Below are 25,654 nucleotides of genomic sequence, written 5' to 3'. Positions count from 1 at the left end.
ACATGGCAATTAAAATTGAAAAGAAGATCACTGGCTACAACGTGATCACAGAAGAAGATAAGGCAAAAGCTGAAGAAGTCGCAGCTGAAAAAAAAGCAACGGAACAAAAGCTTGCCGATATCATCCAGCTTGGTGAAGCACTAAGCCGCCCAGAGAAACTCATGGGTAATACCTACAAGGTAAAAACCCCGGTGACTGAGCACGCACTCTATATCACCATCAACGATGTCATCATGAATGAAGGCACGCCGCAAGAACATCGCCGCCCGTTCGAGATATTCATCAACTCCAAAAATATGGATCACTTCCAATGGATAGTCGCCCTTACACGCGTGATGTCTGCCGTGTTCCGTAAAGGTGGGGATGTAACATTCTTGGTAGAAGAACTACATAGCGTATTCGACCCCAGTGGTGGCTACTTCAAAAAAGGTGGCAAATACATTCCTAGCTTGGTTGCCGAGATTGGTGAAGTGGTTGAACAGCATTTGCAAGAAATCGGCATGCTTAAAAAACCTGAGCCTGATCAGCACCAAAAGAAACTCATCGCAGAAAAACGCGCCGAGTACATGGAAAAACATGCGGGTGATACTAAAAACGCGGAAGGCTTTCCACCAGGGGCGCAGTTATGCAATAAATGTAGCACCAAAGCAGCCATCATCATGGATGGGTGCCTTACGTGTCTAAATTGCGGCGAAAGTAAATGCGGTTAAATTAAAAAAGGAGCTTCGGCTCCTTTTTTATTGTGTAGGGAATTCCATATAGTGAAACTCCGTAGGCATAAAGAGAAACTATAGCCTCATATAATGAAACCACGCTTTTATAAGAATCAGTAAGTTATAAAAATAAATTAAGCATAACGTGAAACTCACGCAGTTTTACTAATAAAAAGGTACCCTTGAGGTGCCTTTTTTATCGTCTGAATATCACTTAATTGGCACTCTATTAAGGGACTAGGTGTACGTAATGCGGGCACTATTGGTGCTAGTGTCGGTGAAGTCACGGTCACAGTTGATGGGTTGTTAGAAAATACAGGGACGATCGCAGCATCTACTCACAATACCCTCAATGCGCAAGATATCACTAATGTTAATGGCATCATTTCAGCTGGACAAAACCTTGCAATAGAGACTGTTAGTCTAAGTGGTGATGGCCGATTACTGGCTGGAGGTGACGCTGATATCCTACTTGATAGTGACTATACTCAAACTTCTACAGGCACCCGGCACACCTACTCAAGTGTGCTTGTGGCGCAGATATCCAGATGAATAGACCGGAGAGTCACTGGAATTCCAAAAAGCGATCTAGGCTGTGGTCAATAGAACACGATTACGGGATGCCATACGAATCGTTGACGAATATGTCACTTCAAAGGCTGTTAGGTATCGCGCACTCACTGGGTAGCCTTCAATTACATATGGATGGGCAGGTAAGTGAATATTCTAATTTAAGAAAAATTGCTATTTTTTTTATTAAATTGTATTTTATCAATAGAAAATTTATAAAAATTTAATTATAAGTTTGATGTTGTAAAGGGGAAATGTTGTTTAACTCGTCTGTGGGCTTTATTAAGCCGCCATCTTTCATTCACTGCCATAATCGAATGTTTACCATAAATTATGGGCGCAATCTTTGATTGCCTTCGTTCCACAGCAAAAGAATTAACTAAATCCTAAAGATAAAAATGTCATTAAAAAAAACTTCAGTATTGTGCATTCTGATTTCGACAATACTTCTTATTTCATGCGATAAAACTCAAGAGTTTAATACCACCATGACAGGCAGTAACTCACACAAATTAAATACCTCTGAAAATGATTTCCAAAAATCCTGGACAGGAAAACCTTACTGGATTCGTTTAGAAAATAATCTTGTTTTCAAGATACCTGCTCAATTTACTGCATTCTGGATACTAAAGGATCACCCAGAAATAATATTGTCGGAATCCAGGCCGGCTAGCGTGCCATTGGTTATAGCATTAGGTTTTTCTATGTTCATGCCCAATTTTCAAGGATACACAGCAGACAATTTTCTAAATGAATTTGACGAAAATGAAATTAAAGTTCTTTCAATTGAACCTGCATCAGGCGCCAGCACTGAACCTGGTGCGCCGGGCTCTTACCCACCAAATCAATTCTATCGCTTACAAAAATACGGTGTCATTGACCCATCTAAATTCGAAGATAAGTATGGATTGAGGTGTTACGACGAAAAGCCTTTTGATAAAGATATGGGACCAATTCAAATTTGTTATGGAATGCGCGATGCCTCACTGGACGAATATATTCCTTTAAGAGTCTATATGCCCCCATATTCGGTTAATGCCAAATTCCCAATAATGCAAACCACTTATTTCACAAAAAAATATGGTGGATTAGAAATTACTTGGAGAGCCCATGCAAAACATTTTAGTCATTGGAAAGAAATAGATAGCCAAATATCAAAATATATCGACCAATGGAACATGACTGAAGACTCCCACGTTTCACGATAAAATCAAGAAGGTTATAAACGTCGAAAAATAACAATATTTATAACTCTGTCAGAATTTGATTACCAAGAAACAATACTCATGGAGAAAAATAATTTTCTCCAATCAAGAGGCTTAATGATATGAATAAGAAGTTTCAACAATCACTCACATCCATTCCGATGTTAGTTTTTTTTATCGGAGAAGTTGTAATGAATTCTGCTACACCTGTTAATGCTGCGGAAAAGTTCGAGATCAAAAAAGAAATTGTGCTTTCTGACAGCCAACCCTTTCACTTTTCGATGTCTCCTGCCAAAGGAAACGGATACTTCATCACTGGATATATTGGTGGTCGGCAAGCTTGGGGAGCGTATCTCAATGATGAAGGGGAGGAAAAATGGTCATACACGGTCCCAACGGATATCCCTCCAGAAAACACCCATTACTCTCATGCGTGGCGAGCATCTCAATACCACGGCGCGATTTCATTAAGCAATGGTCAGTCAATCCTTTGTGGTCACAAAAATGTCGGAGAAGAAACAAAACCTTTGGTTAAAGGCCTTTTAACAAAGTTAGATGAAAAAGGGAATCTAATCGATCAAAGGTTATTGACTCCAGAAGGTGATGAGAAATTTAAGCTCAATTACATTCGTCAATGTGGCTCTTGGGGAGATGGATACTTTCTTGCAGGATCTGCAAAAAAATCTATTACAAACTCGCCCGGGAAGTTTCCTCCAGTTTTTTCGGAGTCTTTCTTTTGGCTTATAGCATTGAATAATGATGGTGACATTAAATGGGGAAAACTTATTTCTAGAGATTTCTTGCCTACAATCGAACAGTCCACATGGCTTCAAATGTCAAATGGTGATTTAGTTTTCTCAGGTTCTGCCCCTGGAATCCCCAACGATTCCGGTATGGTTTCTATGACTAGCGTCTTAAGAGTGGATCAGAATGGTGAAGTGATAGCACAAAGAAGCATCATTGGAAGGATGCAGTTAGTCCATCAATCCTTACCAACGGATTCGATACGTTTAGTCCCATTCGTACTCAAAGATGGTATGTTTATTAAAACATTAAATGATGATTTAAGTGATAATTCATATATAGCGAATGATATCCAAGATGAATTTGCGATAACCAGAGCAATCGAAATGCAGGATCATTCGTTTTTCCTGACGGGATATCGGGATTTTAGAAACCCATATGCAACTATTTTGCAATATACGTCAGACCTTAATAAGCGAAATGATTTCGTATTCAAACCCAAAAGATCAAGCTTCAAAATAGATGATGCGTTACCTTCAAAAATTGTCAATGAAATAGCAACCATCAGAAGTGTTGATATCGGAAAAGATACTAAAAATATTTTCTCAATCATAAAAATAAAAAAATAATTATTAAATATTTCAAGGGGATTATTTAGATGACGAATTCAATCAATTCGCAAAATGCTGGCCTTTTCTCTGCTGCAGCTTATGCTCCCATAAACTCTACATCTGACCCAGATACCTCAAAAGTAATTGCGCTTGGTTGGCATGAAATAGTCATAAATAATGAGGAGAATTCACAAACAGCAAATAACGGATCAACACAATTCCGTATTTTCGTTAATCCTGACACACAGCAAATTGTGATGGCCTTCAAAGGCTCAAACTCCGTGCCTGATTTCCAATCAGATATTCTTGATTCTGGCTTCGCGCAATATGATGCTTTACATGACAAGGCAGCTGATGCCCTAACTGAATTAAAGAGTAACTATTCTGGATACTCAATAATTGCTGATGGACATAGCCTTGGTGGAGGCATGGCTCAAAGCTTTGCGCTTGAATTCAATCTAGATGGCTATGGGCAAAATGCATTGCCAGTTTCCACTCAGACAATAGGTAAATATTTCGCGGGTCAAAACATTGCTGATGTAGTTTCCATTTATAAATCAGACCACTCTTTTACAGAGGTTAATGTCTCTGGAGATATAGCTACCCTAAAATATTCGACGATTGAACATCAACTTTATATCGCAACTCAAACTATTACCCTTGCCAGCCCTTATGTAGCGATGGAAGTAATTGGTGCTGCGACAGCAACTGTCTCTGGCGGTTATGGATTGGGATTATTCGCTTATGCAGGCGGCAAAGCCCATTTACTTTCGACACTGAATCCTTTAGCTATGAATCAGATTGGCCCTGGCGTCGCTGAGGCTCCTGCTGGTTCAGCAGCAAATGTTCTCAATAATATTTCAGAGATTAACTCAAATGATCATGGTAACTCTTTCACAGTTAAAACAACTGATGGCAAAGAACTCCAAATCAATCAATCTTTAAATGCTAATGGAAAGGCCGAAATCAGCATTTCGGGTTACAACGATAATGGCAAAATAGGCATGATGAGTACTTTTGATCTGACAACTGGTCGTTTGTTAGGTCAAGCTACAGTAACTGATGAGCAGTCTCCATCAAACACCGAAGTCATTGACTCGGATATTGCGTCAATCTCTCATCATATGGATTTGCTACTTCAGCCAGATATTGTATTTGCATTAGAACTTGGGAAATTAAGAGATTTTTCTGGTACCCAAAATACAAACGAGGCATGGGCTGGTAACCAGCTATTAAATAAATTCGGTTATAAACCTGTTGACCCAACCTCATCAACCTACTCTGGCAGTAATGAAGCATATAGTAGTTATTCATATTCAGGCATTGACCTGTCTAAAGTCTTTGCAGACAAATCTTCAGCAGGACAATTTTTTGTTATTGGTGATAATAACCATGGCACCTCAAGTATAAGCGCAACTTATATAGCCCCAAATAATCTAGCTTTCGGCTTCAGTGCAGATAACGATGGCTTCTCCCTCTCTTTCGGGTTTTTATTTCCTATCGTCCTCGACTTAGATGGAGATGGTGTTGAACTTATCAGTCGAGATACTTCTTCGGCTTATTTTGATATGACTGGTAGTGGCTATAGAAACCATACTGGATGGGTTGGTGCAGATGATGGTCTATTAGTATTGGACATTGATCATGATGGCGTGATTGATCAAGCAAAAGAAGTGTCTTTTGCTTTATGGACAGATAATCCTGATGATTCTGATTTAGATGGACTTAAGGCTACGTTTGATAACAATCATGATGGCGTGATTGATGTTGATGATGATAGCTTTGTAGGGCTACGTATATGGCAAGACATTAATGGTAATGGAGTTAGCGAGGCGGGAGAATTAAAAAGTTTAAACGAATGGGGAATCACTTCGATTAGCTTAAATAGTGTTTCCACTAATTGGAGTAGTGGTGGTAACCAAGTTGGTGGATTTACAACCTACGATAAAGTTATTCTGGATACCAATGGCAATCCCGTAATTACACAAGGTTTTGCAGCGGACGTAGGATTTGGCTACGAGGAAAATAGCTGGAAAACTAGCGTAACCAATGGCTTGATTACTACAACAGAATCTGGCGGGCTAACTTTAGCATCGACTACGACGGCGCAACTTAAATTAAATATATCTAATGGAAGTTTTGATGGTGCCGTTGGAACGAGTGGCAATGATAGTCTAACTTCAAGTGGGAGTGATGTCGTAGTCTTAGAAGGCGGTAATGGAAACGACACTTTAAAAGGTGGTAGTGGTGATGACTGGCTTAATGGTGGAAATGGTATTGATGAACTATCCGGCGGCAGTGGCGACGATACCTTAATCATAGATGCCTCCGACAATCTCCTTAAGCTAGATGGAGGTAAAGGTTTTGATACTGTACTAGTTACAGGTACAACTGGCGTTACTTTGAATCTTACTAAAGCACATATTGAAGTGGCGATAGGCAGTGAGGGCAACGACATTTTCAGTGCAACCAGTTCCGAAACGAAACAAACGGTAGCACTTTTCGGACAAGATGGTAATGATAGCCTAAATGGAGGATGGCTTCGCGACATTCTTGAAGGGGGTAAAGGGAACGATACTCTTACAGGGAACTATGGAAATGATGCTTATATATTTTCACGTGGAGATAGCGTAGATACCATCATTGAACGAGTTGCCTCTGCAACGGCTAAAGCCGACAAAGATACCTTAATACTAGGCGACAACATATCCCTTGCTGATGTAGTAATAGCTCATTCTGGTAATGATCTGCTTGTAGGTATCAAACCTGTTGATACGGACATCCCCGCCTCGGTTAATACCGACCAACAAATGATTGATTACATATTAAGTTTAGACGATCACATCATTATCCAAAACTGGGAACAAACTAAATTCAAGGTTGAATATATTGGCTTCGCTGATGGTGGTGTATATGGTCTTGATTATTGGATCACTGGGACAACTGGTATAGATTCAGGAGCGAATACGCTCGTCGGAACAAGTAAAGCAGATGTACTTTCTGGAGGTCCTGAAGGTGACGCTATGCGAGGGGGGAAAGGCAATGATGCATATGTAGTTGATGACCAAGATGATGTGGTTATTGAGCTTAACAATCAAGGTACGGACACAGTTTTCAGTACGATTACCTACTCATTATCAAACTTTGTAGAGAACATGCAATTAGTAGGAACTAATACAATAGATGCTACAGGTAACTCTCTTGATAATAAACTAACTGGCAATTCTGCAAACAACAAATTATCGGGAGGTGAGGGTAACGATACCCTAGATGGTGGCATCGGTGTCGATACGCTTATAGGTGGGCAAGGTGATGACACATTTAAAGTAGATCATGTTAATGATGTTATTAGTGAATTATCAAATCAAGGTAAAGACACAGTATTAAGCTCTATAACCACCTATACTCTATCCGCTGAGATTGAAAATCTCACATTAATAGCTGAAGCTCTGGTTGGGAACGGAAATGCCTCAAACAATGTTATTACTGGGAATAACTATAACAACATTCTTGATGGCGGGGCAGGCCATGACACGTTAATCGGAGGTTTAGGTAACGATACCTATTATATTGATAGCTTAACTGACAAAATCACAGAGAAAAAAGCCGAAGGTACTGATACCGTCATTAGCAGTCTTAATTACACACTCGGGAAAGAATTAGAGAACTTAACACTTAGCGAAGTTGCAGGTGCAAACACACTGGTTGCAACAATCGCATCAGGAAATGAGCTTAATAATGTTATTAGCGGAAACTCTTTAGATAATAAGCTCAACGGTCTGGCGGGAAATGACACACTGAATGGTGGCATTGGTAAAGATACTATGGCTGGTGGGGCCGGTGATGATATCTACGTAGTAGATAACATAAATGACGTAGTAACAGAGGTATCTGGCCAAGGAACCGATTCAGTTATAAGCAACCTTACTTTCTATACATTAGGCAACTTTGTTGAGAACCTAACTTTAGGTGGAACCAATACATCAAATGGCACGGGAAATAGCTTAAACAATACAATCGTTGGCAACAGTGCAGACAATGTACTTGATGGCGGTGCTGGCAACGATATCCTGAGCGGCAAAACTGGACGAGACACCATGATCGGTGGCGCCGGAAATGACACTTATCTCGTTGGCAGTTTAGGTGATGTAGTCACTGAAACTGATGCTGTTCTAAAGACGGGCGGGGCAGATATCGTCTATAGCGATATCAATTACTCACTTGGCGACAATGTGGAGAATCTTGTTCTTACCAACACAGTGAATATCAGTGGATTGCTGGCTACTGACGCTACCGGCAATTCTTTAATTAATATGATCTATGGTAACAACGCCGACAATCTTATTGACGGCATGGGCGGCAATGATTCAATGTACGGCGGTTATGGCGACGACATTTACTTACTTGATAATGCCAATGATAAAATTTACGAAAGTGCCAATCAAGGTATAGACACGGTCATCACAACAGTAAGTTTATCTGCACTTGCAAGTAATGTTGAAAATCTAACATTACTTGGTGTAGCTACAACAGCTGTCGGTAACTCACTAAACAATCTCCTCCTCGGTAATGAATTATCGAATAAGCTAAGTGGCAGTTCAGGCAATGACACACTGATTGGTGGGCTAGGTAATGACAGCCTCTATGGGGGTACCGGAAATGATTATTACCTAGTAAACAGTTCAAGTGACCTTGTTGGGGATAGTTCAGTAAGCGGCGGGAACGATACGGTTGATGCCAATTTTAGTTATACACTTGGCAGTTATCTAGAGAATCTCATTCTAAATGAGGAAATTGGCAGCAATGGCCAACGTGCCTTAACTGGCACAGGTAATACTTTGCATAATACTATTATTGGAAATTCAGCAAATAACACTCTCACCGGTTTAGATGGTAACGATACCCTTGACGGCAGAGCAGGTGCAGATCAGATGATTGGTGGTAATGGCAATGATACGTATGTCATTGATAACATCAGTGACACGATTATTGAGGTCAGCACTAAGACTACCGAGATTGATACGGTACTTAGTAGCATTGATCACTCGCTTGGGTCTAACCTTGAGAACCTAACACTTACAGGCATTGCTACCATCAACGGCATGGGCAATGCGCTAAATAATAATCTTATCGGTAATATGTCACGTAACCAGCTTAAGGGTGATATAGGCAACGATACTCTTGATGGAGGTATTGGTATAGATACTCTTTCAGGGGGTGCAGGTAATGATACTTATATTGTAGATAGTGTGAGTGATGTTGTCCTTGAAACCAACACGGCCGGCAACGATGCAGGTGGTGTAGACCTAGTACAAAGTACTGCAGCAACTTACATCCTTTCAGAACATATAGAAAACCTTACCCTCTTAGGTACTGCCGCAATTGATGGTACCGGCAATGCCTTGAATAATAAGATCACAGGTAATGCTGCAGCCAATAAGCTGGATGGGGGAGCAGGAAACGACACCTTGATCGGTGGTCGTGGTGACGATACATATTACGTTGATAGTTTAAGTGATACGGTCACAGAGGCTGCCAGTCAAGGTATTGATACTATTATTACCGGTATCAATAATTATGTTATAGCCTCTAATGTAGAAAACCTCACACTTTTGGGCAGTGCGGTCATCGGTAAAGGCAATACATTAAATAATCTGATTCAAGGTAATATCCAGTCAAATAATCTAGATGGCAGTAGTGGCAATGACACCTTGTTAGGCGATGCCGGGAATGACACCTTGTTAGGTGGCGCTGGCAATGACTTTATTGATGGTGGTACAGGTATAGATTCTATGACTGGAGGTACTGGTGACGATTATTACACAGTCGATAGTAGTCAAGACGTGATAGTTGAAGCAGCTAATGGTGGAACGGATACTGTAGAAAGTAGCGTTACATATACCCTAAGCGATGCGATTGAGAGCCTAATTCTGGTGGGTAATGCTGCAATCAATGGTACAGGCAATGCATCTGCCAATATCATTCAAGGCAATCTGCAGGCAAATTATCTCTTAGGAAATGACGGCAACGACACTTTAATTGGAGGTGGTGGGAAGGACACTCTTTCTGGAGGTTTGGGTAACGACTTTTACTCGATTGACAGTACAGATGACGTCATTATTGAAACAATTGCAACTGTAAGTACTGGCGGAGTTGATACTGTTGAGAGTTCTGTTACCTATACATTGACAGACAATGTTGAGAATCTGATCCTTTTGGGAGAAGATGAGATAGATGGTACTGGTAACGCGCTAGCCAATCAAATCACTGGAAATATCGCTGACAATATGCTCAGTGGAGGTGCTGGAAAAGATACGATGATTGGTGGGCTGGGCGACGACATATATATCGTTGACTCAACAGATGTTATTACAGAGTACCTAGATGAAGGGTTCGATATCGTATTCAGCTCTGTCGAATATACATTGTTAGCCAATATTGAAAACCTGTCCCTCGCTTCAGGTATTGGCGACATGGATGGAACAGGCAACACTTCTGATAACGAGATCACCGGAAACAATTATAAAAACTATTTAAATGGATCCAGCGGCAACGACACACTTTATGGAGAAGGAGGTGCAGATTCATTATACGGTAGCTCTGGTGATGATTATCTTGATGGTGGAGAGGCAGGGGATGGCATTGATACATTAAGGGGAGGAAGTGGTAATGATTACTACATTATCAATGAAGCACCCGATATCCTCACTGAGAAAAATGGAGATGGTACGAACGCAGGCGGCTTAGATACTGTTGAAAGTAGCGTCACATATACTCTGCAAGCTTATTTCGAGGATCTCATTTTATCTGGTACAGATGATATTGATGGTACGGGTAATTCTTCTGATAATCGGATTCTTGGTAATTCCGGTATCAATACAATGGCAGGTTTAGCTGGCGACGATACTTACGGCGTAGATAATGAAGAAGATGTAGTCTTAGAGAATGCCTCAGCAGGCACAGATACTGTCATTAGCACGATCACTTATACACTAGGAGAGAATGTTGAAAATCTGGTGTTGTCTTCCAATCTAAATCTTAATGGCACCGGTAATAGCAGTAATAACGCTATCACTGGCAATGACGCTGGCAATAATTTAAAAGGCCTGATTGGTAACGACACTTTAGATGGTGGTGTTGGTATTGATACCTTAGAAGGTGGGGCTGGTAACGATGTCTATGTAGTGGATAACGAATTAGATGTCGTCATTGAAGCATTTAATGAAGGCATTGATACAATTCAAAGCAAGGCTGAAACTTATACTTTATCTACCAATGTGGAAAATCTTACGTTGATTGAAACGGGAGATTCTGAAGGAATTGGCAACGATCTCAATAACATTATTACAGGAAATGTGGGCTCCAATAGATTGGATGGCGGTATTGGTAAGGACACGATGATTGGGGGTTTAGGAGATGATGTTTATATTGTAGACAATAGTCTTGATGATATTAGGGAAACGGCTAATCAAGGTATTGATACAGTAATTGCTAGTGTTAATTTCACGGTGGCTAGCGACGATATCGAAAATCTCACGCTCATAGGAACCGCGATAAATGGTACCGGTAATAGTCTAGCAAACCTTATTATAGGTAATGAACTAAATAATTTTTTAACAGGCAACAATGGTAATGACACCCTTGATGGTAGTGAAGGTGCAGACACGATGCAAGGTGGTTTCGGCAACGATGTTTACATCGTGGATCATGCAAATGATCTTGTAACTGAGAACTTACAAACTAATGAAGGTGTAAGTTATGGTAATGACACCGTTCAAAGCACGATATCTTTAACTTTGTTTGCTAATATTGAGAACTTAACCTTGATTGGTGAGGATGAAATCAACGGTACAGGAAATACTTTATCCAATATTATCATTGGCAATATCGCAAACAACCTCCTGACTGGTGGTAACGGTCACGACACACTGGATGGTGGCGGTGGTGACGATACACTTATAGGCGGGATCCACAACGATACATATATCATAGACAGCGATACTGATGTTATTGTTGAAAATGTTGGTGAAGGTACAGATACCGTTCAGAGTACGATCAGCTATACGCTCAGCGGTACCAACCTTGAGTATCTCACTTTGCTTGGAGAGGCAGCCATATATGCCACTGGCAACACATCTAATAATAAACTCACTGGCAATGCAGCAGATAACATCTTCGATGGCGGCGGCGGTGTAGATACAATGGCAGGAGGTGCTGGCGACGATATCTACTATGTCGATAGTACGACAGACTCTATACAAGAGAGTCTCGAAGAAGGCATTGATACTATTTACAGTACAGTGACGCTCACGCTTGCGGCAAATGTAGAGAACCTCAACCTTCTAGAAACTGGAGCTATCAATGGCAGTGGTAATGCTTTAAATAATTACATTACGGGTAATAGCCAGATAAACAAACTCTATGGCAATGATGGTAACGATACTTTGGATGGTGGCGCAGGTGCAGACTCATTAACAGGCGGTAACGGTGATGACACTTATATCATTGATAATATTGCCGATGTGATCAGCGAAACTTCCACTGGTGGTTCGGACACAGTAGTTACCAATATTAGCTATACATTAGGGCTCTACTTGGAAAACCTTACACTAAGCGGCAACTCTCTTATTAGCGGAACTGGCAATACACTCAATAACTTAGTTAATGGTAATGATGCCAACAATACTTTATACGGATTAGTTGGCAATGACACATTAGATGGTGGCGTTGGTAACGACACACTTTATGGTGGTGCGGGCGATGATACCTATATTGTTGATTCTCAGAACGATGTCGTGCAGGAGTTAGTAGGAGAAGGTACCGATACTATCCAAACCTATACATCACTTATCCTCACAGCCAATATTGAAAATCTGACTTTGCTTGGAGATACAGAGATTGATGGTGAAGGAAATGAGCTGAATAATATTCTTACAGGAAATTCAGCAGCAAATCAGTTGGATGGGGGGTTAGGAAGAGACACGTTGGCAGGCGGTCAAGGCAACGACACCTATATTATTGACGTTGATAATGATGTCATTATGGAAAATACAGGCGAAGGCACTGACACCGCTCTATCAATGTCAAATTATACATTGTCTTCAAATGTCGAGAACCTGACTTTATTAGGTGATCTGGGGATCGAGAATTTGAATGGTATTGGCAATGAGATGGATAATTTTATTCTTGGCAATAATGGGAATAACACTCTCACGGGGCTAGACGGCAATGACACATTAGATGGCATAAATGGAACTGACATGCTCATTGGTGGTGTTGGAGATGACACGTATTTAGTATCCAACAATACGACCACGATTACAGAAAATTCTGGTGAAGGTAATGATGCCGTCATTACTTCTCAAACATACACACTTGGTATCAATCTTGAGAATCTGAGTTTAGGTCTCAACAACAATCTCAATGTAATTGACGGTACTGGTAATGCCTTAAATAACACATTGATTGGGAATGATGCAGCCAACCTTCTTAACGGATTAGGCGGTAACAATACTTTGACTGGTGGCCTAGATGATGATGTATTTATTCTTTCAACCTCGGGAAGCGTAGATACGATTACGGATTTTACTATCGGAGATGACCATATCTGGTTAGAAAATGAGATTTTCACATCATTTCTATCATCAGGTAATTTGCAATTGTCGTCATTTAAGTCAGGATTGGGCCTAACATCAGGCCAGGATGCAGATGACTATCTAATCTATGACAGTACAACAGGTAATTTATACTACGATGCTTTAGGAAATACGGCTGGTAGCGCAGCCGCTATTCAGATTGCGCAGCTCTCAGCTGGTTTGGCATTAACAAGTAGTGACTTCCTAGTCATATAGCTTGTAAAGTAAGAAAAACGGCAACCCTAGGGTTGTCGTTTTTATTTAAATATCTGCCTCAATGGTATCTCCTGGAGCGAGATGGACGGATTGATAATCACTATCTACATATCTATAAATAAGTTCCATGTTGAAGTATCTATCTTTCGATTATCGAAAGGTGAAGCTTGTGATATCTGTAAGAAATTTGAAGCTAGTGAAGAAATGAAAGCCATTAAGGAAAAGTTTGAAATCAAAAATGTGCAAAAAAATGGTCAATGGTGAGCATGTGTAACGGGCGCTCTCATCCAGTAATGATTTATTAAAATCCCGCAGATTAGGAAAGTTTCATCTTATGCCTATACAAAATAGGATAGTTTCACTTTATAGTTAATATCCGTTTCAAGTTTTGCTTATATTTTATTTATTAAGTTATTGAATTTATATTCTTAATGGTTTCAGCATATGCTACGGCCTACATATTGTTAATCTCGAAAGATAATGTATGCATGAATTATTTCCTAAAAATTGCCAATCCTTACCTAAGGTCTAAAGAAAATAGTTTTGGAAGCTTAAAGTTATTTAATCCATCATCTAGATAAGTCAAACGAATTACTCCTTTAAGCTTCCCGAGCTCAATGTGAATGAGCAGCTACTTTATTTGCCATAGCCTTCAAGGCGGCTTGATCGATTACCCCGTTTTTGTCTGTTAATTGTGCAAAAAGTACCTTTTTTCGGGCGGTGAGCTTTTCGTCTAATGCAGCAAGATCAACCTTAGCTTTTCGCACCTCAGGAAACATCTCTGTTTCCTCTTCTTCAACGTGGTGGTCGATGTATTCACCAAGAACGGTTACTTTTGCATCATACATAGGGTCAGAGGGGTCAAGAGCTTGAATCTGCGCAATCAAGCTTTTAGCGCTGTCATGTTCGACATTGGCTTCGTTAATCAGATCATCATCATGAGTAGCACTCAGAGCCTTCGTATAGAAGATTTCCTCTTCTGCCGTTGCGTGTACCGTTAACTCAGCGCAGATCTGATTAGCAATGAGCGCTTTACCTGCAATATTTCCTTTTTTAGCGAGTTTCTCGTATTGCTTAAAGAGTTTCTTAACTTTTTCGTGGTCGGCGATTAGTTGCAAGATCACATCGCCTTTCTTGGCGGTAATCTTATTGGGTTTAGTTGGTGCCTTATTTACAGTAGCCATTTTAGTGATCCTCCGTGAATGAGAATCCAGTTTGGCTCGAGGGCGCTTGCCTGCATAGGGATAAAAGGATGAAATATGAGTAGGAGGCCACGGACAAAATTGATTTGATACTTCAAAGATTTATCACTAATGCTGTTACATATTCAGCGATAAATTTAAACCATTCATTCCTATGAAATGCGTTGGAACCGAGGATGGTGAATTTCTAATCGACTACCCTCGATATCGAAGAAGCGATGGGTTTGAAACCTTAGATATGTATAAATCATCGAGCTCAAAATATCGGTCGAACATAAAATGAAACCCTACAATATTTCAGACTAAAAGCGGCAACCCAGTTACCTTAGTTTGCAACTTCCACAATTTATTTATAGAATAAATTATGCTTTGCTCCACATTAAGATAAAGCGATGCATAAAGGTTAATCCTGAACGATCAAATAAGGAGACTTTGATGAAATGCCCCGCGATATTTTCAACGGAGTCAGAAAGACTGCTTGCCTTATCGAACCATGGGCTGGATGACGAAAGTCTAGTGCCCAGTTTGGATCCTGTGGTGCATATTGCTGCACGTATGTTTAACATGCCGGTCGCGGCAGTGAACATGATTGGCAGTGATCATGTGTTCTTCGCAGCGAGTGTCGGGGTAGGCGAAGTTGATATGCGCCGGGACGTCTCCTTTTGTGCGCATGCCATCAACCAATCCGATGTAATGGTCGTTCCAGATGCAACACTCGATGAGCGATTTCACGACAATCCATTAGTCACCGGTAGTGCGAATCTTCGTTTTTATGCTGGCGTTCCGCTGCTTTCTCCGGATGGATTGGCATTGGGCGCATTATGCGTCATCGACAATAAACCCCATCTGGATTTCTCAGAAGAAGATCAGCTACGATTACGCGAACTTGCCAAAATAGTGTCAGACCGTCTGGAATTAAGGCGCATCGAAGTAGTCAGCAATCGAACCAGACCTGATTTTGAAGAATATGCAGGCCACTCCACTACACCTGTTGTCTGGTTTGACGAGAATCGCCGGATCACATCTTGGAATAGGGCCGCAGCACAATCCCATGGATATACACTAGAAGAAGGCATCGGCAAATCTGTTGAGATATTAATCCCGGAGCGGGATCATCCAATCTTCCGAGAAACCATCGCGCGTGCTATCGCCTCCGGTTCTTTAGATCGGCTGGCCATCCCTTCCGAGGTGTGCGGTCTACGTAAGGACGGAACAGAATTTCTATTGGGATTTTCTCTGTTTGGTTGGAAAGATGCAGGCCATATGAGATTCGAGGCGGTACTTAAAGACATCACCGCACAACGTCTTGAAGAAGTTGAATTGCGCTATCAAGCCAACATTGATCCGCTGACAGGTCTTGCGAACCGAGCAAGCTTTTATCGTAATGTCGAAGATACCCTTACTGCACCAGAGCCAGCCGCTGTATTGATGATCGATCTGGATGGCTTTAAGGATGTGAACGACACCCTAGGCCATATCGTAGGAGACGGTATTCTCAAAGAAGTCTCTATCCGACTGGCAAAATTAGTAGATGCTATTGGGGTCGTTGCCCGCATTGGAGGGGATGAGTTCGCCATCTTGCTGCCCTCCATGGCTGATACAGACTTAGCGATGCAGATGGCAGAAGCAGTGATCGACAATATTGCTCAACCTATCGTGATTGATGGTCAGGAAGTTCGTGTTGCAGCCAGTTGTGGGGTAGCCCTTGCGCCACTTCAGGCTCAAGAAGCACTGGAATTGGTAAGTAATGCAGACCTTGCCTTATTCAAGGCAAAAAGTCTGGGGCGTGGGCGAGTTTTTCTTTTTGTGATGGCACTTCGCATGGAAGCGGTTGCGCGACGACTTTACGCGCTGGAACTACATCGAGCAGTCGATGAGGGCGAGTTTATCCTTTTCTACCAGCCACAAGTTAATTTAGCCACTGGTGAAATTACAGGTGCGGAAGCCCTCATTCGCTGGCACCACCCCGAAAGAGGGCTGCTAACACCGATCGCGTTTTTGCCAGCGTTGGAACGCGGCACGCTCGCTGCAACTGTAGGGTCTTGGGTTCTAGATGAAGCTTGTGCCCAAGCGGCCTATTGGCGCCGTAACGGAGCACCTTCCCTGCGCATTGGTGTTAATCTATTTGGCGCGCAGTTCCGTGTAGGAGATCTGGTTGCCGAGGTGATGCAAACACTAGATAGACATGGTTTACCTCCAGAGGCATTAGAACTTGAAATCACAGAGAATATCGCTTTGGATAACGATGACGGGGTACTGAAAACATTACGTAGATTGCGCGATCATGGTGTTGGCATAGCCTTTGACGACTTTGGAACTGGGTATGCCTCTTTTAGTTTGCTCAAGACTTATCCATTAACCCGCATCAAAATTGATCAATCATTTGTACATGGCATGCTTGAACATGAGCAAGACGCATCCGTGATTCGCTCCACTTTAGACATGGCACGCAGTTTTAATCTGGAAGCGATTGCTGAAGGTATTGAGACAGAGAATCAACGTATTCATCTACAGCAAAAGAAATGCAGTGAGGGTCAAGGCTATTTATTCGGCAAACCCATGGCAGCAACTCAGTTCTCTAGCCTGCTAGGTATTAACGAAATCCTATGGGCGGTTGGATAGTCAGATTCACCCAGGCTTAACCAGCACTTGAAACTCGAACCGTGAATTGATTTGACTCAGATCCCACCCCTCTACTTAGTTTAAGCGAATGGCTTAGTAAGCCAAAAAATAAAGAATGTTAGTGATACACTGAATCAAGCAATGCCGTATGTCGCTAACTATATGGTGTTACGCGACTTCTCTTATCTGAAGACAAATACTTAGGTATACAGGTACTAAAAGCTTATCTCTATGCCAAAAAAATCGACAGACAAAAAACTTGGGCCCGGCCTGATCACCGGAGCAGCAGATGATGATCCAAGTGGCATAGCGACCTACTCTCAAACAGGTGCGCAGTTTGGCTTCAGCATGTTATGGCTCATGCTGTTTACTTATCCGCTGATGGCTACGATACAAATCATCAGCGCGCGTATTGGCAGAGTGACAGGGCAAGGCATTGCCTGCGGCATGAAAAAGCTTTACCCGGGCTGGCTCATCAAAATCCTCGTGCTCCTGTTGCTTATCGCAAACACCATCAATATCGGCGCCGATATCGCGGCGATGGGCGATGCGCTAAAATTACTGATTGGCGGAAAAGCACATTTATATGCGATGGGATTTGGGATCACCACACTGATTCTGCAAGTGTTTATTCCCTACCAAAAATATGTGCTTGTCCTTAAATGGCTGACCTTGGCACTGCTCACCTATGTTGCTTCGGTATTTACCCTGAATATCCCATGGGGCACGGTTATCTACAGTACGCTGATCCCTGATATCACATGGTCAAACGAATACATCACGACCATTGTGGCCGTACTTGGTACGACCATCAGCCCTTATATGTTCTTCTGGCAATCGGCACAAGAGACTGAAGAAATGAAGACATCCCCTGCAATCAAACCTCTCACGCAAGATGCGAGTGATGCAGACTCAAGTTTTAAGCGCATCAATATCGATACTTATGTGGGTATGGGGTTCTCAAACCTGATTGCGTTTTTCATCATCCTGACTACCGCAATAGCATTGCATCAGCATGGCATTACCAATATCGAAACTTCAGCCGATGCGGCTAGCGCATTAAAACCTATTGCAGGTGAATTTGCGTTCTGGCTGTTTGCAATGGGCATCATCGGTACTGGTTTACTCGCAGTCCCGGTACTTGCGGGGGCATCTGCTTATGCGATTGCAGATACCTTTGAATGGCCAGGAGGATTGGATCTTAACTTGGTTAAGGCGCAGGGTTTCTACAGCATTATCGCCATTTCTATTTTGATCGGCATCGGCTTATGTTTCTCGAATATTAATCCCCTGAAAGCACTTTACTGGAGTGCCGTTATCAATGGCGTGATCTCTGTGCCTATCATGCTGATGATGATGTTTGTCGTCACCAATAAAAAAGTGATGGGAGGTTTTACTTTACCGCCCTATCTTAAAATAATGGGATGGGTGACGACCATCACCATGGCGCTAGCGGTCATCTTAATGTTCTGTTTATGAAGCTCAGAGACTTCAATAATTAACTTTTAGTAATCTTGGTTGTTGGCTTTCGAGGGGAGGCCGCACTTGAGCTCTTTCTAGTGGCAGGCTTTATTGGTTGCTTTGCCCGCGCACTTTTGGCTATCTTACTGGTACTTTCCAGTGTTTTAGCGCCGCTATCTTGAAGCGCACTTGCCAATGCCTGAGGGGTATCCTTCCCCTTACGTGATCCAAATATATGCGAATAAGCCCATGTGAATTCAGCACCCATGAGGAATATCTGCGCAGAATAATAAATCCACAAAAGCAACGCCAACAGCGACCCCGCAGGACCATAACCACTGGTAATGGCGCTTCTGCCGATATAAAGCCCGATCAGAAATTTGCCAATAGTAAAGAATGCTGCCGTAATCGCAGCGCCTATCCAAACCTCATCCCAGCGAATATTCACACGCGGCATGATCTTGTAAATCATGGCAAACATGCCGGTCGTGAGCAAAAAACTGAACGCAAAATTGAATACGCCTGCGATCACGCTCCAATCCTTAAAGACGGGCGCCCACCATTTACTAATCGCAGATAAGCCCGCACTGAATACGAGCGAGACCATCAATAAAAAACCAATGCCCAGAATCATCCCAAAGGATAACAACCGCGCACGAATCAGATTCCATACACCACTGTGCACCCTTAAAGGCGCACGCCATATCCTGTCTAATGAATCTTGTAATTCACCGAATACTGAGGTCGCGCCAATGAGAAGCAAGATGACACCAATCGTAGTGGCGGCAATACCCTCTGTAGGCTGATTGACACTCTCGAGCAAAGTTTGCACCGCCAAAGCGCCTTGTTCGCCCATTAGATTTTGCAGTTGTCCGGTGATCTCACCCCGTGCGGCATCCTGCCCAAAGATAATACCGGTGATGGATATAACAATAAGCAGCAAGGGTGCGATAGAAAATACAGTGTAGTAGGCCAAGGCAGCCCCCATACTTTGGGCGTAATCATTACTCCATGAAGTGAATGCACTCTTGATTAATACCCATGTCTCTTTCATTGTCATCTCAATATCATTGACCTTAAATGAATTACCCATCAATCTACCCAATAAGAAGCATATGAATATTCAAAATACATGTGCAAAAGCAGCTTATCAAAAGCCGATGCCCGATAACATCGGCATTTATCCTACATACACAGATACGCAAGATAAGTAATATGGGTAATCATAAATAGTCTGTCATTCAAAAAACTAAGGCGTGGATAAAGCAATGACTCAAAAAGAACTACAAACAAAATCATTTTTGCTGCTACTTATATTGATATCACTCGCCTTTGGGTGGGTCATCTGGCCATATCTAAGTGTTATTTTCTGCGCCATCGTGCTGGCTATTATGTTTGCTCCCATCAAGCGTTATCTGATGAGAAAGTTGCCTAATCGGGAGAATCTGGTCGCGTTCTTGACTGTCTTGCTCGTATTGGTCATGGTGATATTGCCCTTATCGCTCGTCACTACTTTTATTGTTCAAGAGGGTGCTGGTGTATATCAAAAACTGCAATCCGGTGAGCTGAATATCAATGTCTATTTTGAACGCGCAGTTAGCGCTTTGCCGACATGGATATCCAGTCTTCTGGATCGTATAGGCATAGGCACGATGGGTGACCTGCAGGAAAAACTATCTCAAGCCATGATGGCAGGTAGTAAATTCATGGCAACACAAGCATTGAACATAGGCCAGATGACATTTGAGTTCGCCGTCAATTTCGGCATCATGCTCTACCTGCTTTTCTTTATTGTTAGAGATAGCGATTCCTTATCCAATACCATCATCAAGGCTATTCCATTAGAACCCAGCAAAAAGCAGGAGCTGTTTAGTAAGTTCATCACAGTGATTCGGGCGACGGTCAAAGGCAACCTGATTGTTGCCATAGTGCAAGGCGCACTAGGTGGGTTGATATTCTGGATTCTAGGTATTCAGGCAGCCTTGTTATGGGCGGTGTTGATGGCTTTTCTTTCGCTGATTCCCGCCGTTGGCGCAGGCTTGGTATGGGCGCCCGTAGCCTTGTATTTATTAATGACGGGGGATATCTGGCATGGTATTACATTGATTGCGTTTGGCGTATTGGTGATCGGTCTCGTTGATAATATCCTGCGCCCGATTCTAGTGGGCAAAGATACACAAATGCCCGATTACATCGTACTCATCGCGACCCTTGGCGGCATTGTCGCCTTTGGCTTGAGTGGTTTTATTCTCGGCCCCCTCATTGCCGTCATGTTTATTGCGGTATGGGATATCTTCTCGACTGGCGCTAAAAATCCAGAGCGCTCCTAAATCATGCGGCCTCGATACTTAAACCAAATAGCCTCAAAAAACGTGGGAGGACTATGCGCCGCCCTCTTAAATTGCAGCTTTATTTTGTCACTCAATACTGGCATTGCGTATGCAGATGAAGATGTGGATAAAGATGAAGAGAAATCTGCCTATAAAATCACCTTATCTGATTACGCTGCTAAAGACTTGCGTGCGCAGGATCTGAATGCAAGAACCACGATCAAGAATCAGGAAATGTGGATTGGTTATTACCACGATGATGCTTCAGGGTTTGAGCAAACTCGCGTAGGTTACGAGCGATATGATGAAAATGAATTCCTTAAACTCACAACAACCGTTCAGGCAGCAACACATGATTTTCTGGGTTTAGCGTTGCTTACTGAGATCGGTGGCTCTGTACACGCGATTTTAGGCGTCTCGCGCACTAACCTAAAACCCTTTGATAACATCAACTTTGACCCCAATGATTCAGTGACTTATGGCGCTGGTATCGAGTTCTCCAAAAATAACGATATCGCCGCTTATCGAGTAAGGGATAACCGTGAGATTAAAGGTCAACAGATCGACCATATCCTCATGCATTACGTCACCCAGACAGGCAATAAAACAACATTCGATTTATTTAATAAAAGTGGAACAGCTGATATAGATGGAAAATCAATCAGTGCTACGGGTGCGGCATTTACTTACGACTGGCCAAAATACTTCATCCGTGCGGCGTACGACCCTAAAGTCAATTTCACGCAATCATATATGACCCGACTTTCAATCGGCATGTATTTCTAATGATCGAATGACAGAGACTGATTTAGAAGAGCTCACGCGCGAAACCACCGATAGATTATCGGGGCTGGCAGTATTAGAGTTTGGTACGGGCTGGTGCCCACATTGCCAAGCAGCCCAACCTTTTATTCAATCTGCACTTGCCCTTTATCCGCAAGTGCAACATATCAGGATCGAAGATGGTAAGGGAAAACGCCTAGGACGTTCATATGCAGTCAAACTCTGGCCTACGTTAATTTTACTGAATAATGGAAGCGAGTTTGCACGCATTATTAGACCTATTGATACTGCATCGATTACTCAAGCATTGGATACAGCAACGTAAGACGATCTATATACAAGGCGCAATCCAGAAGGCAAACCTTCTAACCATTATGGTTGATTTGCTAATAATTGTTCAAACGCTTCAATGGGAACAGGTCGCGAGAATAAGTACCCCTGCGCATAATCGCAATCGACAGCAGTAAGCAAGTCACGTTGCTCAATAGTCTCAACCCCTTCGGCGATGACTTTGAATCCCAGCGTATGGGCCATCACAATGATCGCCTCGCATAATGCCATATCATCTGAACCGGCTTTGATATTTTTGACGAATGATTGATCAATCTTCACGTAGTCGATCTCAAACTTCTTTAAATAAGCAAGGGACGAATAGCCTGTGCCAAAATCGTCAATGGCAATCTGAATACCGCCTTGGCGAAAGCTTTTTAGACGATTCACAATCGGGTCTTTCGCATCGAGCAGCAAGCCTTCGGTGATCTCGATCACCATACGTTCACCAGAGATACCAATCGAGGCAAGATAGCCCATCCAATCGGCTTGTGTGCGATTATTATTACGAAACTGTACGGGAGATTTGTTAACGCTCACTTGGAAATCGGGGTATATATTCTTCCATTTAGCCAATTGATCGGCTACTTCCATAAAGACATAATCGCCGATCTCAACGATCAGGCCGGTATCTTCAGCAATCGGAATAAACTCAGCAGGACTGACCAATCCATTGGTGGGGTGCTGCCATCGAATCAGTGCCTCAGCTTTATGGATATTGCCATTCTTGAGCTCAATGATTGGCTGGTAATAAACCCTGAATTCACGATTTGTGATTGCGCTACGCAGATCATTCGCGATGTGCATTCTGGCAATCGCAGCCTGCTGCATAGATAACGTAAAATAATGGTAGCAGTTACGACCTTCCGTTTTTGCAGCATACATGGCTTGGTCTGCATTCTTGAGCAAAACATCGACCTCTTCCGCATCGTTTGGATATACCGTAATACCGATACTCGTGGTGATATGGATCAGCTCGTTGTGAATATGGAATGGCTCTGCCAGTTTACTTAAGATGTGGCTAGCCACGTCATCTGCTCTGCCTGAATCTTCCAGGTTATTCAGAATGATCGTGAATTCATCCCCGCCAAGCCGGGCGACAGTATCTGTCTCCCTGACGCAACTTAACAACCGCGTTGCAGCCTCTTTGAGTAATAGATCGCCTACATCATGTCCAAGCGTATCGTTCACCTCCTTGAATTTATCCAGATCAAGATACATCAATGTAATAGGTTGCTCGGCACGCCGGGCTTTCTTGATCTCTTCATCTATCGAGTTTAAAAAAGAAGTTCGGTTGGGCAACCCTGTGACAAAATCATAATGTGCAAGACGATAAATCTGCGCTTCTGAATATTTACGCTCACTGATATCGGTATGCGTACCAATCATACGCAAAGGTTTACCATCCGGCGCTGAACTGACTACCATGCCACGGCTCAATGTCCATTTCCATGTGCCATCCTTACACTGCATACGGAATTCAGAGATAAATACCGGAACTTCTTTAGCCAGATAGCGGCGCAACTCATCGACGACTCTGGGTAAATCATCAGGATGAATAATGCTTTTAACGGCTTGCGTGGTAAATGGGATATCACTTTCTTCATACCCATAAATACCATGCCATTGCCCCGAACGAAAAAATTCACCCGTAGTTAAATTGCAGTCCCATCCGGCTTCACTCGCACCATCAAGTGAAAAATTCCAGCGTGCCTCACTAAGCTTTAAATCCTGCTTGATCTTGATCTGTTGTTTGAGGGTTTTTTGAACTAGGAAATAAAGCAGAAGAGAGGTCGCCAGTATGTATGCCCATCCCTTATAAATACTGTAATGCTTGAACTCTTCGGGGCTTGAAACAATAGAGGCAAGAATAGAGTCGCTAAAGAAAATCCATAAGAAACCGAATATCACATATACCAAGATCACTTTCACAACAGGCCAACTGATGCGGGATAGAGGTTTAGTATAAATATCGGTCACTGATACATCCTCATCGACTCTCATTCATTAATTGCAAAACATCAAGAATACTCTTGATCCATATTTGTGCTTATTAACCTATTCACTTTCTGAATAAGCACTTAATTTAAAAAGCAAAAAATATACCGCTGGCTTGATATTAAAACATGCTTTCATATAGACGATAGGTTAATTACATAGCTAACAACATAATAAACAAAGGCCTCTTAATGAGGCCTTTGTTTATTATCGCTTCTTACAGCAATCTTATGTGGAGGTCGAGGCTGGACTTAAACCAACGTAGAAAGAGTTGCAATCTTTCGCCTATTCTCTCGGCCACTCGACCATAACTTTTATGATGTTTTGTATAATATGGCGACGATGCTCCCGCTTATCAAGCCCTAAAAGGCACAAAAGATAGCAATGGATAGAAGTCTGATGCCCACACACTATCTCTAAGCACAATTCTTTATGGTATCGCCGACATTTAAACAAATCCTCCCTCAAGCAATCATCTAGAAAAAGATTCATGCAACAATACGCAAACTAACCAGATAAATGACGTCATGAGCATTTTAAATAAGCCGCAAGAAACTACGACACCCTTAGAAGAGCTGCCATCCGCATGGGCAACTACCATCCCGCACCTACCGAGCCTTTATACCCAGATATCCGATATGTTAGCTAATGAGCAGGATATCAGACCAAGAAGGGGGCTATGGTTTGAGGCTTTGCGCAAAGTATTGCCATCACAAGTGAATGTTGTGCTCATCGGGCAAGACCCCTATCACGGTGAAGACAAAGGCATTCAACAGGCACACGGATTATCTTTTTCCGTACCTGATGGTGTACGCCCGCCACCATCACTTAAAAATATCCTGAAAGAATTAGAAAGCGATCTCGGCAGAGAATCCAAAGTTTCTTCCGGAAACCTAAGCCGCTGGTCGGAGCAGGGAGTGCTATTGCTAAATGCCGCATTAACGACAAAAGGTGGTATCGCAGGCGCCCACCGAAAATACTGGCAGCGATTCACGCAGGCACTGATGCAATATCTGGGTGCAAGGCCAGATAGCATCATCTTTATTTTATGGGGTGGAGATGCGCAAAAGTATAAGGCGCTGATTGCAGCACATCACATCGTGATCGAATCTGTACATCCTTCACCGCTATCGGTATATCGGGGATTCTTTGGTAGCAAGCCTTTCAGTCAAGCCAATGCAGCTTTATCCAGATTACACAAACCTGCTATAGACTGGTAATTCAGCTCACTTTT

Annotated in this window: 14 protein-coding genes and 1 tRNA gene; 11 read left to right on the top strand and 4 right to left on the bottom strand. The window is 42.4% G+C overall.

What is annotated here, in order from left to right; all coding sequences use genetic code 11:
* The first annotated feature begins 2 nt into the window (after positions 1-2).
* The 5 genes from A7981_RS00985 (at position 3) to A7981_RS11980 (ending at position 13,694) form a co-directional block, all read left to right on the top strand.
* Positions 3-710, top strand: coding sequence for an NrdJb (locus tag A7981_RS00985; protein ID WP_067262758.1), 708 nt, complete (start codon positions 3-5; stop codon positions 708-710).
* Positions 711-1,016: 306 nt separating this feature from the next.
* Positions 1,017-1,265 (top strand): hypothetical protein, encoded by a 249-nt coding sequence (locus A7981_RS00980; RefSeq protein ID WP_067262755.1) that lies wholly within the window; start codon positions 1,017-1,019, stop codon positions 1,263-1,265.
* Between the two features lie 506 nt (positions 1,266-1,771).
* Positions 1,772-2,491 (top strand): hypothetical protein, encoded by a 720-nt coding sequence (locus tag A7981_RS00970; protein ID WP_067262749.1) that lies wholly within the window; start codon positions 1,772-1,774, stop codon positions 2,489-2,491.
* 119 nt (positions 2,492-2,610) lie between these two features.
* Entirely contained in the window at positions 2,611-3,861 is a 1,251-nt protein-coding gene (locus A7981_RS00965; RefSeq protein ID WP_067262745.1) for a hypothetical protein, read from the top strand.
* A gap of 29 nt (positions 3,862-3,890) precedes the next feature.
* Positions 3,891-13,694, top strand: coding sequence for a hypothetical protein (locus A7981_RS11980; protein WP_067262742.1), 9,804 nt, complete (start codon positions 3,891-3,893; stop codon positions 13,692-13,694).
* Between the two features lie 614 nt (positions 13,695-14,308).
* Here the strand turns inward: A7981_RS11980 and A7981_RS00950 are convergent.
* Entirely contained in the window at positions 14,309-14,878 is a 570-nt protein-coding gene (locus tag A7981_RS00950; protein WP_067262734.1) for a hemerythrin domain-containing protein, read from the bottom strand.
* A 453-nt stretch (positions 14,879-15,331) separates the two neighbouring features.
* Here A7981_RS00950 and A7981_RS00945 point away from each other — a divergent pair, with 453 nt between their 5' ends.
* Positions 15,332-17,518, top strand: a complete 2,187-nt coding sequence (locus A7981_RS00945; protein ID WP_067262732.1) for a bifunctional diguanylate cyclase/phosphodiesterase — start codon at positions 15,332-15,334, stop codon at positions 17,516-17,518.
* Between the two features lie 231 nt (positions 17,519-17,749).
* Positions 17,750-18,997 (top strand): NRAMP family divalent metal transporter, encoded by a 1,248-nt coding sequence (locus tag A7981_RS00940; RefSeq protein WP_067262728.1) that lies wholly within the window; start codon positions 17,750-17,752, stop codon positions 18,995-18,997.
* 19 nt (positions 18,998-19,016) lie between these two features.
* On the opposite strand, the gene A7981_RS00935 is transcribed toward A7981_RS00940, so the two are convergent.
* On the bottom strand, positions 19,017-20,072 hold the full coding sequence (locus tag A7981_RS00935) for a YihY/virulence factor BrkB family protein (protein ID WP_254258463.1): 1,056 nt from the start codon (positions 20,070-20,072) through the stop codon (positions 19,017-19,019).
* Between the two features lie 175 nt (positions 20,073-20,247).
* Here A7981_RS00935 and A7981_RS00930 point away from each other — a divergent pair, with 175 nt between their 5' ends.
* From A7981_RS00930 to A7981_RS00920, 3 genes are all read left to right on the top strand, one after another.
* Positions 20,248-21,309, top strand: coding sequence for an AI-2E family transporter (locus A7981_RS00930; protein ID WP_067262724.1), 1,062 nt, complete (start codon positions 20,248-20,250; stop codon positions 21,307-21,309).
* Positions 21,310-21,393: 84 nt separating this feature from the next.
* On the top strand, positions 21,394-22,095 hold the full coding sequence (locus A7981_RS00925; protein WP_067262721.1) for a hypothetical protein: 702 nt from the start codon (positions 21,394-21,396) through the stop codon (positions 22,093-22,095).
* Positions 22,096-22,102: 7 nt separating this feature from the next.
* Positions 22,103-22,417, top strand: coding sequence for a thioredoxin family protein (locus tag A7981_RS00920; RefSeq protein ID WP_067262719.1), 315 nt, complete (start codon positions 22,103-22,105; stop codon positions 22,415-22,417).
* Positions 22,418-22,464: 47 nt separating this feature from the next.
* On the opposite strand, the gene A7981_RS00915 is transcribed toward A7981_RS00920, so the two are convergent.
* Together A7981_RS00915 and A7981_RS00910 are read right to left on the bottom strand one after the other, a co-directional pair.
* Positions 22,465-24,402 carry a bifunctional diguanylate cyclase/phosphodiesterase gene (locus A7981_RS00915; protein ID WP_067266334.1) on the bottom strand — a complete coding sequence of 646 codons (1,938 nt, stop codon included), beginning with the start codon at positions 24,400-24,402 and terminating at the stop codon, positions 22,465-22,467.
* A 251-nt stretch (positions 24,403-24,653) separates the two neighbouring features.
* Positions 24,654-24,727: transfer RNA gene (locus A7981_RS00910), tRNA-Cys, on the bottom strand.
* 220 nt (positions 24,728-24,947) lie between these two features.
* On the opposite strand from A7981_RS00910, the gene A7981_RS00905 reads away from it, so the two are divergent.
* Positions 24,948-25,640: a uracil-DNA glycosylase gene (locus A7981_RS00905; RefSeq protein WP_067262716.1), complete on the top strand. Its 693-nt coding sequence runs from the start codon at positions 24,948-24,950 to the stop codon at positions 25,638-25,640.
* Positions 25,641-25,654 lie beyond the last annotated feature (14 nt).

This window comes from Methylovorus sp. MM2, assembly GCF_001648895.1.
Lineage (GTDB): Bacteria > Pseudomonadota > Gammaproteobacteria > Burkholderiales > Methylophilaceae > MM1.
The sequence above is the reverse complement of the archived record's forward strand: the minus strand, read 5'-3'. Positions and strand labels throughout refer to the sequence as shown.

What these genes read in the sequence shown, in the direction of transcription:
- A7981_RS00985 (WP_067262758.1), top strand. Translation starts at nt 3, where the DNA reads ATGGCAATTAAAATTGAAAAGAAGATCACTGGCTACAACGTGATCACA.
- A7981_RS00970 (WP_067262749.1), top strand. Translation starts at nt 1,772, where the DNA reads ATGACAGGCAGTAACTCACACAAATTAAATACCTCTGAAAATGATTTC.
- A7981_RS00965 (WP_067262745.1), top strand. Translation starts at nt 2,611, where the DNA reads ATGAATAAGAAGTTTCAACAATCACTCACATCCATTCCGATGTTAGTT.
- A7981_RS11980 (WP_067262742.1), top strand. Translation starts at nt 3,891, where the DNA reads ATGACGAATTCAATCAATTCGCAAAATGCTGGCCTTTTCTCTGCTGCA.
- A7981_RS00950 (WP_067262734.1), bottom strand. Translation starts at nt 14,878, where the DNA reads ATGGCTACTGTAAATAAGGCACCAACTAAACCCAATAAGATTACCGCC.
- A7981_RS00945 (WP_067262732.1), top strand. Translation starts at nt 15,332, where the DNA reads ATGAAATGCCCCGCGATATTTTCAACGGAGTCAGAAAGACTGCTTGCC.
- A7981_RS00940 (WP_067262728.1), top strand. Translation starts at nt 17,750, where the DNA reads ATGCCAAAAAAATCGACAGACAAAAAACTTGGGCCCGGCCTGATCACC.
- A7981_RS00935 (WP_254258463.1), bottom strand. Translation starts at nt 20,072, where the DNA reads ATGGGTAATTCATTTAAGGTCAATGATATTGAGATGACAATGAAAGAG.
- A7981_RS00930 (WP_067262724.1), top strand. Translation starts at nt 20,248, where the DNA reads ATGACTCAAAAAGAACTACAAACAAAATCATTTTTGCTGCTACTTATA.
- A7981_RS00920 (WP_067262719.1), top strand. Translation starts at nt 22,103, where the DNA reads ATGACAGAGACTGATTTAGAAGAGCTCACGCGCGAAACCACCGATAGA.
- A7981_RS00905 (WP_067262716.1), top strand. Translation starts at nt 24,948, where the DNA reads ATGAGCATTTTAAATAAGCCGCAAGAAACTACGACACCCTTAGAAGAG.